We start from the raw sequence: 13,933 nt of genomic DNA on the forward strand, positions 1-13,933 counted from the left end.
GTAATGCACCATTAACAGAATTAAGCGGTATAGAATTCACTCAACAATGTGTCAAATAATCGAGCTACCTCCACCCCATCCTTCCAGCAGTCAACCCCATCCTCTAAACACCAACAGGCAGATAGAATTGAGTGACAATATCCATACGAAATCAACCGCTCATATGAAAGAGAAAGAAGAGAAGCCATGGTTTTAACTCGAAATTCCAGAAGCTTTAATGGCTGAGGATGCTCTTTCCAATAGTTTAAGAGAAATTGAATGCAATCGTATTCTCGTTCACCGAGTACGCCCTTAGGATCGATAACGGTCCACCCTAAAGAATCAGAGTAAAGAATATTGTGATGGTGGAGGTCCCCATGTAGTAAATACAGATCAGAAGCGGAGGAAAATAATATTGAATACAAGTCCTCAGCCTTTGATACCATTTCTGGTGGCAAAGGACCCGTGTCACCATTGTACTGCCTTCGGAGCCGATCGATCCCATAAGACCACGCTTGAACAGTAGGGTAAGGGTGGTCACTGGACGGCTTATGCCATAATTGTTGAGCGACATAGGCAAACATCTTTACCTCTTCTTCTTCACTTTTTAACGTATGCAGGTGAGTGCCAGGCTGCAGATGTTCTAAGAGAATCCAGCCTTCTTCTCGGTTGGAGTCCAAGACCTTAACCATTCCTCTGCCTTGGAAATCTTGAAGGGCATGAAACTCATTTGAGAAATCCTTATTGGGATAGCCCACTTTTAAAACGGCAGGTTGATTTGAGTTAACTAGAACAGGCACAACAAAGTTATAGCTAAGGGAAAAGGGTTTGCCATAGGTTAAATGAAGACGGACTTTTAAAGAACCTAACAATTCTTCGACATTAGAGACCCAGTCAAGTCCTGAATTGCCGTACATCGTTTGCATCTTCTTTCGAAAGTCTTCGGGTATCATAAAGATTTCTCCTTTTCTTTAAAGACCCATTCATTTAAAAAACGTTGAATGACCTCTTCATATTGTTCAGGGTTATCATTATATGACTGAGCATGAGACCCTTTAAAGTCTAGAAATAATTCTTTTGCCCCTTGCTTCTTATTAAATAAATCCATTGTCATTTGAGGTAAGATAAAGTCATCATCTGAGCTGTGAATAAACAAAATGGGCTTTTGAATATTTTGGATCACTGAGAGGGGTGATAAATCCTTCAAAGTATAGCCCTGACGAAGCTTTAACGTACGATTGACAAGTGGCAAAAGAAATTTTGCGGGCATTTTCAATTCTAGGCTCATTCGATAGCTGAGCTGCTCACCGAAATCGGAAAACGGGCAATCAGCAATATAGAAATCGGCGCGATCTTCTACACTCCCTGCGTACAAAAGGAGAGTGGCAGCACCCATGGATTCACCATGTATACCAAAGAAAAGATCATCACCAACGCGGTGAATTAATTCGTCAACTACCGCCTTTAAGTCATACTTCTCAAAGTACCCATAGCTTGTTGTCTTTCCTCCGGACTCCCCATGACGTCTATGATCATATATCACCGCATTGAAGCCTTTTTTAATAAAGAGATTCATATATTTAATAGAGTTGTATTTATTTTCAGTTACTCCATGTGAAAAAATCATGTATTTATTATGAGGGTATGGAGTGACAAAAACAGCATGAATGTCATACCCGTAAGGAGAGGGAATGAGGACCTCATGTTTAGGAAGGGAAGCATAATCTTCTTCGATTAAGCGAATAGCCTCCACTTCTCTGGAACGAATAAATTCCTCGTCTTTTTTGGTAAGTACATAACTCGATTAGTGATGTAAAAGCCTAATCCACCTAAACCAAGTGTAGAGAGTAAACTAGTTAGGAAAAGTCTTTTTTTCATGGAGATCACCTCTGAAATAGTCTAGATTAATTGTAGCACGATAAGGAAAAAAGAGGAATTTACTGATTGGTGTAGAGGAAGATCTTCAAAGAAAAAGAGTGTCCCATAATAAAGGACACCCTCTAAAAAATTATGATTTAGCATTCTGTCCCTTGGTAGGGTGAATAGCTTTTTTTAGCTCTTCAGCAGCCATTGGATTTGAAACAGTGTCTGAACTTTTCTTTCCCTTTTGGCTAAATCCTTTTTCACGTTTTTGACTCATTCTGCTCAACTCCTTGAAATGCATTTAGCATTAGAGTGTACAAAAGAGATATGGGTTATACGCCAGATATTATTTGTTTAGTTCATACAAACGATAATATCCACTTTCAATGGGACGACTCGTATAAGGTTTAATTACATCAATGGCTTGAGCTAGCTTCTCCAGGTTCACTCCTGTTGAAATGCCAAGCTCCTCCACCATAAATACCACATCCTCTGTGGCGACATTACCAGTAGCACCAGGCGCAAAAGGACATCCCCCAAGTCCACCAGCCGAGGTATCAAAGCGATCAATCCCTGCTTGTAAAGAAGCGAAAATATTGGCTAATGCCATTTTTCTCGTGTCATGGAAATGTGCAGTTAACAGAACATCAGGCAGCTCTGTTCTTAATAAGGAAAAGAGGGTGAAAGCTTCTAAAGGATTGGCGCGTCCAATCGTATCTGCCACACTTAACTCATCTACTCCTAAATGAACAAATTTCTTACAAAGGTCTAAAGTATCTTCAGGTGAAACTTTTCCTTCATAAGGACAGTAAAAGGCAGTAGAAATACAGGCCCTGACAAAATATCCACGCTCTTTTAATTGTAGGATAAGAGGGGTTAAACCTTCTAATGCCTCTTGGGTTGATTTGTTAATGTTTTTTTGATTAAAGGTATTGCTAACGCCGACAAATACGGCTACTGATTGACAATCTGTTTCATACACTCGCTCTATCCCTTTTTTGTTAGGGGCTAAGACAATATCTCGTGAATCGATTGTTAAGCAAGAATCGACAATATCGCTGGCATCCTGCATTTGTGGAACCCATTTAGGAGATACAAAGGATGTTAGCTCCATCTCTTTTACCCCTGATTCTTTCAGCTTAAAAATAAACTCCTTTTTTACATCAGTAGGAACAAAATTCTTTTCATTTTGCAACCCATCTCTGGGACCAACTTCAATTATGGTTATGTTATTAGGTAAATTCATCATTTCGCCTCCCCTTCTTTATTGTAGGAAGATTCCGACTTATAAAGCAACAAAAAATTTTTTGACAAAATTAGAGGATTTTAAACGCTTACATAGAAAGAGTAAAAGTGGAACAGATTTTTCAAACTCCTCTTTATTGCAAGAGGATACAGGCAAATCAATCAGTCAGAAGAGAAAGGGAGGAAGAAAAATGTCGAATGAAGTCGTCATTGTTAGCGCAGTACGTACTGCTATTGGAAGCTTTAATGGCTCTTTAAAAGATATTTCAGCACCGGAACTTGGAGCGATTGTCATTAAAGATGCACTCGAAAAGGCTGGTTTAAAATCAACGGATGTGGATGAAGTGATTATGGGTAACGTCTTACAAGCAGGATTAGGACAAAATCCAGCTCGCCAAGCATCCATTAAAGCAGGGCTTCCGGAAAATGTGCCCGCTATGACTATTAACAAAGTATGTGGATCAGGATTAAAAACAGTTCACCTAGCGACGCAGGCAATTCTTGCAGGGGATGCGGATGTTATTGTTGCAGGTGGTATGGAAAATATGAGTCAGGCTCCATATTTATTACAAGGAGCAAGAAGTGGATATAAAATGGGAGATCAAAAAGTAGTCGATAGTATGATTTCCGATGGATTATGGTGTGCATTTAACGATTATCATATGGGAGTAACAGCAGAAAACCTATGCGACCGATATTCCCTTACACGTGAAGAGCAAGACGAATTTGCAGCTTGGAGTCAACAAAAAGCAAGCACAGCGATTGAAGAAGGCAGGTTCACCGATGAAATCGTACCTGTTCAAATCCCTCAAAGAAAAGGGGATCCAGTGTTCTTTAGTCAAGATGAATTCCCTCGTAAAGGGTCCACTGCCGAAAAGCTCTCTGGTCTTAGAGCCGCATTTAAAAAGGATGGTAGTGTAACAGCTGGAAATGCATCAGGAATTAATGATGGTGCAGCTGCAGTTGTCGTTATGTCAAGGAAGAAGGCGGATGAGCTTGGCATAACACCACTTGTCACCATTAAAGGGAATGCTAACGCAGGTGTTGATCCAAGTGTAATGGGAATTGGACCTGTACAAGCAGTGAAGAAAGTGTTGGAAAAAACAAAGTTAACGATGGAAGATATGCATTTAATTGAAGCAAATGAGGCATTTGCTGCACAATCCTTAGCGGTAGATAAAGAGCTTGGATTTAACAAAGATTTATTAAATGTAAATGGTGGAGCGATTGCACTTGGTCACCCGATTGGAGCAAGTGGCACCCGAATTCTTGTTACGCTGATTCATGAAATGAAAAAGCGACAAGTACAAAATGGTTTAGCCACTTTGTGTATCGGTGGAGGACAAGGAGTAGCAACGGTTGTCGAGCTACATAAATAATCATATTAAAAGTAAGAACTGAGGAGGGTAATCAATGAAGCAAGTGTTTACTTCATACGCAGAAGCAGTAGCAGATATTCATGATGGAGCCACTCTTATGGTGGGGGGATTTGGTTTATGCGGAATTCCTGAAAAGCTAATCCTTGCCCTTGTAGATAAAGGTGTAAAAAACCTTACTGTGATCTCAAATAACTGTGGTGTAGATGACTGGGGATTGGGTTTATTACTGAAAAATAAGCAAATTGATAAAATGATTGGGTCTTATGTGGGAGAAAATAAAGAGTTTGAAAGACAAGTATTATCAGGTGAACTTGAAGTAGAGCTGGTTCCTCAAGGAACGCTGGCAGAAAAAATTCGTGCTGGAGGAGCAGGGATTCCTGCCTTTTATACACCTGCAGGAGTCGGCACGCCCATTGCTGAAGGAAAAGAAACTCGTACCTTTAATGATAAAGAATATTTATTAGAAGAGGCATTTACAGCCGATTTTTCTCTTGTAAGAGCGCAGAGGGCAGATAAAATGGGGAACTTAGTTTACAACAAAACTGCTCAAAACTTTAACCCTATGATTGCAGCTGCTGGAAAAGTAACAATTGCTGAGGTAGAAGAACTTGTTGAAATTGGAGAAATCAATCCAAATGAAGTCCAAACACCAAGCATTTATGTACAGCGATTAATCCAAGCTGATCAAGAAAAACGTATTGAAAGAAGAACGGTGAAACAAGCTTAGAGGGGAGAGTGCAAAGGATATGGATCGTGCTAAAATGCGTGAAAGAATAGCAAGAAGAGCAGAAAAAGAAATAGAAGATGGTTTTTATGTGAATTTAGGAATTGGCATGCCTACATTAGTAGCCAACTATATTACGGAAAACAAGCAGGTTGTCCTGCAATCGGAAAATGGCCTACTTGGAATTGGACCATATCCAACTGAAGAGGAAGTAGATGCAGATCTGATTAATGCAGGTAAAGAGACGGTTACTGCGATTCCAGGCTCTGCCTACTTTGATAGCTCAGAGTCATTCGCTATGATTCGTGGAGGACATATTAACATCGCTATTTTAGGTGGTATGGAAGTAGCTGAAAACGGTGATCTTGCAAACTGGATGATTCCAGGAAAGATGATAAAAGGAATGGGCGGAGCAATGGACTTAGTTCATGGTGCTCAACGTATCATTGTCATCATGGAGCATGTTAATAAAAATGGGGATAGTAAGATTCTTAAAGAATGCACACTACCCCTTACTGGAAAAGGTGTCGTTCACCGTATCATAACAGACCGTGCTGTTATGGATGTAACGGAAGAAGGACTACTGCTTCGTGAAGTAGCAAATGGATTTTCAGTTGAGGATATTGTATCTTCCACAGAAGCTGCACTAAAAGTCAGTGAAGATGTAGTATTAGACGCGTATTAAATAGAGGCAAAAACCATAAGTCGTCATAAAGATGAAAGCAGGTTAATAGGACCTCCATAATTGAACTAGTCAAAAGGGAAGAACATCTACCTTTTGACTAGTTTTTTATTGGTAGTCCCTATTTTTGTCATTCAATTTATTTTAGATGAGAAAGACAGTTCCAAGACCAACTTTTGGTTCCCTCGCATCTAAGTGTCGAATTCAGTATATGATTCCTGATTATCCAATTGAGCCGTCAAAAACATTGACTAACTGTTCAATTGAAAGTTTTTTATTATAGTAATTTAAAATAGGACAAGATATATTCTCGGTAGGTTATAACGATAAACATTAACTAATAACTGATGTTTGAGCTATGCTGAGAAGCATTTTGTGTGTTTGTTATCCATATTATTAGGCCATAAGAATGTAGAATCACAGAGTGGAATGTAGCGGAAGGCACTTGACTCCTGCGGGTGATAGAGGCTCGACTTCCTCCCCGCGGAAAGCGAGCATCCTGCAGTGGAAATCAACTACTAATGTCTCCTCCAAAAAAGCAACAATCTTTAAAGGAATAGCAATTCAAAACATGATCATTTCCTTTTCTCAAAAAAAACCAACAGTAAATGCTAACAGAGTCTTTGACTAACAGACAAAAAAGATTTATAACTAATGACAGATAGGAGGAATCGTACATGTCTAAAAAGAAAAAACAGGAAGCTGAATTAACGCTGAAAAACTCCATTAATGAAAACATTTTTCAACAATTAAAGAATAAAAAGGAGGAACTGGAAAAAGAAGAAGCGGTTAAAAAAGAGGAAGAACGTGTGAAGAAAGCAGAAGAGAAAAGGATAAGAGAAAAAATAAGAGCTTTGAAGAATTGTTGAATGAAAGCAATATGAATTGGAAGAATTACAAAGAGTAATGAGAGAAGTGAAAGTAGTACCTCATCAAACCCATTGGAATGAATTGTTTCATAGAGAAAAAGAACTTTTGCAAACAATACTTCCAAAGGAAGCAATCATTCATCATATTGGATCAACGTCTGTTTCGGGTCTTTCAGCAAAACCAATTATCGATATCCTGGTAGAAGTATCTTCTTTAGATGAGATAGATGGAATGCAAAACTTCTTTCAAAGATTAGGATATATAGGAAAAGGTGAACATGGGATTCCTAACCGCCGCTTTTTTTTGAAAGATCATGAAGGCAGAAGAATAGTGAATCTACATATTTTTCTTAAGGATACTCATGAAGTCACCAGGCACTTAGCTGTGCGGGATTATTTAAAAAACATGAATTAGAAGCAAGGAAATACGGAGAGTTAAAGGAAGCGGTGGCAAAATTAAATCCTCACGATATTGAAGGATATATTCAAGGGAAAGATACTTACGTCAAACAACTTGAAAAAAGAGCGTTGGATTGGCATGAAAAGAATAGGAGTGAGTAGAAAAATATCCTGCTCGCTCCTATTCTTTTTAGTCTCTATGCTGTTCGTAATGGGAGGGTTTTGTTAATTGTTTTAATAGATCTACCTCTTCTTTGGAGAGAGGAGGATTATTTACAGCTTGTAAATTTTCTTCAAGCTGCGCAATCGAGCTTGCCCCAGGAATAACCGAAGCGACTGATGGATGTGATAAATTAAATTGCAAAGCGAGCTCATTCATACTTCGCTTATCTCCTAATTTTTCATGAATGGAATCAATGGTCTCTTCAAGCTCCTGATAGGAATAGTTCAGATAACCATTTTCTTTGATTTTTGAAGAGGCTTTTGCAAGCATTTTCTCTGATAGAAGTCCTTTCCCTAAAGGACCACGAGTAACGATACTCACATTATGCTCTTTTAATAACTCCATCCACTCTTCAGGTCGACGATCTAGCAGGTTGTATTGCATCATGACACTTACAATAGAAGATTCCTTGAGGAATTGTTTTATCACATTAGGTCGAATGGAGGATATTCCATAAAAACGAATAAGACCTTCGTCTTTTAACTCTTCGAAGGCTTCGATTGTTTCGTCAAAATGATCTTCTATTGTACCACCATGAAGCTGATAAAGATCTAAATAGTCCACGTTTAAGCGAGACAGGCTATCTTTTACAGCAGATTTAATGTACTTTTTTGAAGGATCCCAACGCCACCCATCTTCTACATCATTCCAACGATTTCCGACTTTAGTAGCAAGAATGATATCGTCACGAACCTCTCGGATAGCTTTTCCAACGATTTCTTCATTTTTTCCGAAATCATATAAATCAGCGGTATCAAGATAATTAACCCCATTTTCTAAAGCATGTTGAACGATTTTCTTCGCTTCTTCCTCATTCGTCCCAAGGGACATACAGCCTAGCCCCATTTTCGATACGAATAAATCGGAGTTTCCTAATCGTCTTTTTTCCATTGTATCCGTCCTTTCGAATTAAACCTTACTATCTTATATTAACGAAAGGTTGAATAACTAAACAAAAGAAACGAATTTTGAAAAAGAAATCTTATGTCTTTCTTTGTTGAATTGAATCAATCCATTGCTTGACTGTTTCAAAAGATTGATTATATTCCTTAAGCTTCTCTCTAATTTCCCATGCTTTCCCTATTAGGATTATTCGATCATTTTTCGTTATTATTTTCAAAATGAAGTTCACCTCGTTCTTCATATCAAATATGGTAGAATGTATGATGAAAAGATCAATGAAAGAACAAGGAGAGTCGAATAAATGAAGAAATTTGAAGAACTAACCGTTAAATCCGAAACGATTTATGAAGGGAAAATCATTGATCTGTACATTGATGAAGTGAAGCTTCCCAATGGAAAGACATCTAAAAGAGAGATTATCAAGCATCCAGGTGCTGTTGCAGTCATTGCATTGACATCAGAAGATAAAATCGTAATGGTAGAGCAGTATAGAAAAGCCCTGGAAAAATCGATTATTGAAATTCCGGCTGGGAAACTCGAGCCAGGGGAAGAACCAATGAAAACAGCTCTTCGGGAATTAGAAGAGGAAACAGGATATGGGTCTGAAAACCTGGAACATCTAATTTCTTTTTATACGTCTCCCGGGTTTGCAGATGAGCTGGTTCATCTGTTTGTAGCAAAAGACATTTATCAAATAGAAGAATCAAGAGAAACCGATGAGGATGAATTTGTAGAGTTAGTAGAAGTAAACGTAGAAGAAGCTTTGGGATTAATTAAAGAACAAAGAATATACGACGCAAAAACAGCATATGCCGTTCAATATCTTCAATTGCAAAAGTTAATGAAATAATAAAAACAGCTAATCCTTTTAGGGATTAGCTGTTTTTATGACTCCAATCATTCGGAATAACAGCATAAATACAAGTGTTACGTTTTTTTCCCTCTTCATTCACAGCCACATGTTGTAAAACTGCTTCTAATACATACCCTAATTTTTCAGGCACTTTTCTGGAAGGGGTATTTTCCTCATCACAACGAATTTCAATTCGTTGACAAGAAAGTGTGTGTAAGGCAAAAGAGGTAAGTGCTTCAACAGCCTCTGTAATATAGCCTTTTTTTGTATGATGACTATGAAGCCAGTACCCAATTTCAACCTTGGGAATCTCCCAGTCTATTCGATGAAAACCTGAAGAACCTACGAATTCCCTTGTTTCTTTTAGATAGATATGGAGGCGAATGTCTGTTTTTTTGATGAAATCTCCATAAGAGTCCCTTATTCCGGCTTCGACTTCTTGAACTGATTGTTCTTTCCTGGCAAATGGAAGCCATGACTTTAACTCATTTCTTGATTTTTCAATAGCGTCATGTACTTCGATTCCATCACCAGGCTTACATGGTCTTATGATCAGTCTAGCTGTTTCAATATATTCCGGAAACTCTATTAAGCTAATTGGTTTCATCTTATCCCTCCATTATTTTGACGTATGGTTATTAGTTTCCATGATTATACATTTCTGTGTTTGAGAATTCAATAGAATAATAGAATCTGCTGAATACAAGAGTAACCTGCATAAATAAGCCTCCCCTCTCATATAGATTAGTAATTGATACTCTAGGAGGAGCACTGTGATGCGCAAAAAAATTTCAAATTCAAATCCACTCGTACAACATGTACAAGCACATTCCTCAATCTACTTATTTATTATTACCTTGTTTTTAATGGGGGTCATATTCGGTGCCATTGTAGTTAATTCATTATCCTTTGCACAAAAGGAAGATTTGTATTTCTATTTGAGTAAATTCTTTAGTGAAATGGAAGATGGAAGAATGACTTCCTCAGAAGAATTGTTTAGACAAAGCTTTCTTCACAATGTAAAATACCTTGGATTGATGTGGATACTAGGTATTTCAATCATTGGACTTCCCTTAATATTTGTTCTGTTATTTATGAAGGGAGTAGTAGTAGGATTTTCAGTTGGATTTTTAGTAAATCAAATGGAATGGAGCGGTTTTTTGCTGTCATTTGTTAGTGTGTTACCGCAAAACATCATTATTATCCCGGCTTTTATCTTTATTGGAGCCGTTAGTGCCAGCTTTTCCTTAACTCTTATTCGTAAAATCTTTATGAAGCATGGACCATCCATACAATTTCAGATGATTCCGTTCTTATCTAGATATGTGATATTTCTAGTCTTGGCTATCGGAATTGTAACGATTGCCTCTAGCATTGAAGCGTATCTGTCTCCTTATTTAATGAAAACGGTAATTTCAAATTTTAAATAATTATTCTCATTTAATAATCGTTATACTTGTTTGATTATAATAATTTTATTTTGCTTATTCTTCCCTTTTTGATATAATAATATAGACATTGACGAGGGAGGGAAGGAAGATGGAAAGCCGTATTGAACGAATAAAAAACAACTTCATTCAGCAAGTTACAAGCTTACCCCACAACGTGAGGCAACTGTAAGAGTGTTGTTGGAACATGAAGAAGATCACCTCAGTGCCGAAGATGTATACCTCCTCGTTAAGGAAAAGTCTCCGGAAATAGGACTAGCAACCGTATATCGTACACTTGAATTGTTATCTGAATTAAAAATTGTTGATAAAATTAATTTTGGCGATGGTGTATCACGTTATGATCTTCGACAAGAAGGGGCAGCTCACTTTCATCATCATTTAGTGTGTATTGAATGTGGAGCAGTCGACGAAATTCAAGAAGATCTATTAGAAGACGTAGAGAATATTGTAGAGCGAGATTGGAAATTTAAAATAAAAGATCATCGACTAACCTTTCATGGTATCTGTTCTAGATGTCAGAAAGACTCTGATGATACAGAAGAATAATATAATGAAGAAAAGCCTTTAAAGACGCAATCGTTGTTTCATGATGAAACAGCATATACATATCTTTGGGGCTTTTTTTCATACCTGTTCATAAATATTTAGATATTCTGCTTTCATAAGGTATAAAACAGTTTAAAATCGTCATAGCTTGTATTAAGAGATATAAAGACTGTTAAAGTACTAATGAATATGGAGGCCTTCTAGTTATGAAGAACGGAATTCGAATCATATGGCATACGCTTAAGGTGTTTATTTTATTTACTGGTTCAACGATCTTGTTTTACTATGGTATTATGTGGATAAGTGAAGAATACGAAGGGTATCACAGATATGATGAACCAGAAGGGGCAGCAGTAAAGGTTTATTCATCCATAACGAATGAAGAGAGCAACTGGTATGATCGATTATTATTTTTTTATATGAACGGGGAGTAATGCAGTGTGGAAGACCATATTCAAGATTTTATGCACTTTTTAAAAGTTGAAAAAGGACTGGCGAATAATACGATAGAATCATATCAAAGAGATTTGAAAAATTATGTACTCTATCTCACCAAGGTTGAAAATGTTTCGAACATCAATGATGTTTCCAGAGTCAATATTGTACAATTTTTAGGCTATTTGAAAAAACAGGGAAAGTCTTCAAAGACGATTGCTAGACATGTTGCTTCAATCCGTTCTATCCACCAATTTTTACTAAGGGAGAAAGCGACGGACCAAGACCCTACTGTTCATATTGAGACACCTAAAACCGAAAGAACTCTCCCTAAAATTCTTAGTATTGCTGAGGTAGAAGCATTATTAGAAGCCCCAGATGAATCTTCACCGTTAGGCTTGAGAGATAAAGCAATGCTTGAACTTCTTTATGCTACTGGTATTCGAGTCAGTGAATTAATCACTCTTAAATTAGATGATGTTCATTTGACCATGGGATTTGTAAGATGTATCGGGAAAGGAAACAAAGAGCGTATTATCCCGATAGGACAGACAGCCATGAATGTTCTAGGAAAGTATTTAGAAGAAGGAAGACTTTCCTTAAGGTCAAAAAAATATAAAGATGATCACCTTTTTCTCAATCATCACGGCAAAGGGCTCACAAGGCAAGGATTCTGGAAAAACCTTAAAGCACTTGCGAGGAAAGGGAACATTGAAAAAGATCTAACACCTCATATTCTTAGGCATTCATTTGCTACTCATTTATTAGAGAATGGTGCAGATTTAAGGGCAGTCCAAGAAATGCTTGGACATGCTGATATTTCAACAACTCAAATTTATACCCATGTAACCAAAACAAGATTAAAAGATGTTTACTCACAATTTCATCCTAGAGCGTAACAAAAAGAGATTTCTTAAAGAATTTATGACACTTTAAGGGATCTCTCTTGTTTTTTTATGTAGGGAAAAGTAAAATATAGATGTCAGACTTCTGACGTGATGGTAAATTGGACTTATCTATAAAAGAAAAGGGTATGATACGATTATCGTCTGAAAATGAAACCGTTTTTCTTAAAAATGAAACCGTATTAATAGGAGGTTTACAATGAGTAACTATACATATAAACGTGTGCATTTAGTAGTAATGGATTCGGTAGGGATTGGAGAAGCTCCAGATGCTGAACTGTTTAATGATAAAGGTACTGATACCTTAGGACACATTGCTGAACGTATGAATGGGTTGAATATGCCCAATATGGCGAAGCTGGGACTTTCAAATATTAAGGAAGTAAAAGGTATTGAAAAAGCTGAAAAACCACTTGCATACTTTACTAAGATGCAAGAGTCTTCTGTTGGAAAAGATACAATGACAGGACATTGGGAGATAATGGGCCTACATATTGATACTCCATTTAAAACCTATCCAGATGGTTTTCCTGAAAAGTTAATACAAAAGTTAGAGGCTGAAACAGGAAGAACAATTATTGGAAACAAACCAGCCAGCGGCACAGAGATTATCGAAGAACTAGGGAAGGAACATATGGAAACGGGAGCATTAATTGTTTATACATCTGCAGATCCTGTTCTTCAAATTGCGGCTCATGAAGACATTATCCCTATTGAAGAGCAGTATAAAATTTGTGAAATTGCCCGTGAGATTACAAAGGATGAAGAATTCTTAGTGGGTCGTGTCATTGCTCGTCCATTTGTGGGAGAGCCAGGAGAATTCAAACGTACTTCTAATCGTCATGATTATGCATTAAAGCCTTTTAATCGTACAGTGATGAACGAGCTAAAGGATTCTGGATTTGATGTCATTGCTATCGGGAAAATTGCGGACATCTATAACGGAGAGGGAGTTACAAAGTCCATTCGTACTAAGCATAATATGGACGGAATGGATGGACTAATCAATACATTTGATGAGTCATTCACAGGATTAAGCTTTTTAAACCTTGTCGATTTTGATGCGTTATACGGTCACCGTCGTGATCCTGAAGGCTATGGCAAGGCACTAGAAGAATTTGATGCTCGTTTACCAGAAGTATTTGAGAAAATGACAGAAGATGATCTTCTCATTATTACAGCCGATCATGGTAATGATCCTACAGCTCCAGGAACAGATCATACGAGGGAATATGTTCCTCTAATTGTTTACTCTAAACGCTTTGATCAAGGAGAAGAATTACCAATAAGCGAAACCTTCGCTGATATTGGGGCGACTGTTGCCGATAACTTTAATGTTAATATGCCAAAGTTCGGTAAAAGCTTTTTATCTCGTTTAAAATAATGATATTTGGAAGAATTAGGATAAGGGGAAGAGGTGGTGTTCATGAAAATGGAACGATCTCTCTTTTCTGTTGATTTTGAAACCAAGAACAAA

The 13,933-nt window shown here is 37.5% G+C and carries 16 protein-coding genes and 3 pseudogenes; 11 read left to right on the forward strand and 8 right to left on the reverse strand.

All coding sequences use genetic code 11. The features are described 5' to 3' along the window. Positions 1-20: 20 nt before the first annotated feature. From IQI_RS00420 to IQI_RS00430, 5 genes are all read right to left on the reverse strand, one after another. Positions 21-932: an aminoglycoside phosphotransferase family protein gene (locus IQI_RS00420; protein ID WP_064090953.1), complete on the reverse strand. Its 912-nt coding sequence runs from the start codon at positions 930-932 to the stop codon at positions 21-23. After that, on the reverse strand, positions 929-1,732 hold the full coding sequence (locus tag IQI_RS00425) for an alpha/beta hydrolase (RefSeq protein WP_328585719.1): 804 nt from the start codon (positions 1,730-1,732) through the stop codon (positions 929-931). Before IQI_RS00425 ends, IQI_RS00420 begins: the two co-directional genes overlap by 4 nt. Beyond that, a complete protein-coding gene (locus IQI_RS21240; protein ID WP_328585720.1) occupies positions 1,714-1,857 on the reverse strand; it encodes a hypothetical protein in 144 nt (47 codons plus the stop codon). Before IQI_RS21240 ends, IQI_RS00425 begins: the two co-directional genes overlap by 19 nt. Before the next feature lie 130 nt (positions 1,858-1,987). Next, a complete protein-coding gene (locus tag IQI_RS21120) occupies positions 1,988-2,119 on the reverse strand; it encodes a hypothetical protein (protein WP_268874466.1) in 132 nt (43 codons plus the stop codon). 69 nt (positions 2,120-2,188) lie between these two features. Beyond that, the gene (locus IQI_RS00430; protein WP_064090954.1) at positions 2,189-3,088 is read right to left on the reverse strand and encodes a hydroxymethylglutaryl-CoA lyase; all 900 of its coding nucleotides are present in this window, start codon (positions 3,086-3,088) and stop codon (positions 2,189-2,191) included. Positions 3,089-3,278: 190 nt separating this feature from the next. Here IQI_RS00430 and IQI_RS00435 point away from each other — a divergent pair, with 190 nt between their 5' ends. The 5 genes and pseudogenes from IQI_RS00435 (at position 3,279) to IQI_RS00455 (ending at position 7,302) form a co-directional block, all read left to right on the forward strand. Next, a complete protein-coding gene (locus IQI_RS00435; protein WP_064091058.1) occupies positions 3,279-4,466 on the forward strand; it encodes an acetyl-CoA C-acetyltransferase in 1,188 nt (395 codons plus the stop codon). Between the two features lie 34 nt (positions 4,467-4,500). Then, entirely contained in the window at positions 4,501-5,193 is a 693-nt protein-coding gene (locus tag IQI_RS00440; RefSeq protein ID WP_064090955.1) for a CoA transferase subunit A, read from the forward strand. A gap of 19 nt (positions 5,194-5,212) precedes the next feature. Continuing rightward, positions 5,213-5,875, forward strand: a complete 663-nt coding sequence (locus IQI_RS00445) for a CoA transferase subunit B (protein ID WP_064090956.1) — start codon at positions 5,213-5,215, stop codon at positions 5,873-5,875. A gap of 674 nt (positions 5,876-6,549) precedes the next feature. Then, positions 6,550-6,779: pseudogene (locus tag IQI_RS00450) on the forward strand (DUF3886 domain-containing protein). Beyond that, positions 6,779-7,302, forward strand: a pseudogene (locus IQI_RS00455) (GrpB family protein). The pseudogenes IQI_RS00450 and IQI_RS00455 overlap by 1 nt, the downstream one beginning before the upstream one ends. A gap of 28 nt (positions 7,303-7,330) precedes the next feature. On the opposite strand, the gene IQI_RS00460 reads toward IQI_RS00455, so the two are convergent. Together IQI_RS00460 and mciZ are read right to left on the reverse strand one after the other, a co-directional pair. Continuing rightward, positions 7,331-8,254 (reverse strand): aldo/keto reductase, encoded by a 924-nt coding sequence (locus IQI_RS00460; RefSeq protein ID WP_064090957.1) that lies wholly within the window; start codon positions 8,252-8,254, stop codon positions 7,331-7,333. Between the two features lie 91 nt (positions 8,255-8,345). Continuing rightward, positions 8,346-8,483, reverse strand: a complete 138-nt coding sequence (gene mciZ / locus IQI_RS20175) for a Z-ring formation inhibitor MciZ (RefSeq protein ID WP_231893365.1) — start codon at positions 8,481-8,483, stop codon at positions 8,346-8,348. Positions 8,484-8,567: 84 nt separating this feature from the next. Here mciZ and IQI_RS00465 point away from each other — a divergent pair, with 84 nt between their 5' ends. Beyond that, the gene (locus IQI_RS00465) at positions 8,568-9,116 is read left to right on the forward strand and encodes an NUDIX domain-containing protein (RefSeq protein ID WP_064090958.1); all 549 of its coding nucleotides are present in this window, start codon (positions 8,568-8,570) and stop codon (positions 9,114-9,116) included. A 25-nt stretch (positions 9,117-9,141) separates the two neighbouring features. Here IQI_RS00465 and IQI_RS00470 read toward each other — a convergent pair whose 3' ends face one another. After that, on the reverse strand, positions 9,142-9,726 hold the full coding sequence (locus IQI_RS00470; RefSeq protein WP_064090959.1) for a GNAT family N-acetyltransferase: 585 nt from the start codon (positions 9,724-9,726) through the stop codon (positions 9,142-9,144). A gap of 169 nt (positions 9,727-9,895) precedes the next feature. Between IQI_RS00470 and spoIIM the strand changes: the two genes are divergently transcribed. The 5 genes and pseudogenes from spoIIM to deoB all read left to right on the forward strand — a co-directional run bounded on the left by spoIIM (position 9,896) and on the right by deoB (position 13,840). After that, the gene (gene spoIIM, locus IQI_RS00475) at positions 9,896-10,549 is read left to right on the forward strand and encodes a stage II sporulation protein M (RefSeq protein WP_064090960.1); all 654 of its coding nucleotides are present in this window, start codon (positions 9,896-9,898) and stop codon (positions 10,547-10,549) included. A 109-nt stretch (positions 10,550-10,658) separates the two neighbouring features. Further along, positions 10,659-11,116: pseudogene (gene fur / locus IQI_RS00480) on the forward strand (ferric iron uptake transcriptional regulator). 206 nt (positions 11,117-11,322) lie between these two features. Further along, positions 11,323-11,550 carry a YqzK family protein gene (locus IQI_RS00485; protein WP_064090961.1) on the forward strand — a complete coding sequence of 76 codons (228 nt, stop codon included), beginning with the start codon at positions 11,323-11,325 and terminating at the stop codon, positions 11,548-11,550. Positions 11,551-11,556: 6 nt separating this feature from the next. Then, complete coding sequence (gene xerD / locus IQI_RS00490; protein ID WP_064090962.1) at positions 11,557-12,450, forward strand: site-specific tyrosine recombinase XerD; 894 nt, start codon at positions 11,557-11,559, stop codon at positions 12,448-12,450. A 205-nt stretch (positions 12,451-12,655) separates the two neighbouring features. Then, complete coding sequence (gene deoB / locus IQI_RS00495; RefSeq protein WP_064090963.1) at positions 12,656-13,840, forward strand: phosphopentomutase; 1,185 nt, start codon at positions 12,656-12,658, stop codon at positions 13,838-13,840. Positions 13,841-13,933 lie beyond the last annotated feature (93 nt).

The sequence above is a fragment of the Rossellomorea aquimaris TF-12 genome, assembly GCF_001648555.1.
GTDB lineage: Bacteria > Bacillota > Bacilli > Bacillales > Bacillaceae_B > Rossellomorea > Rossellomorea aquimaris.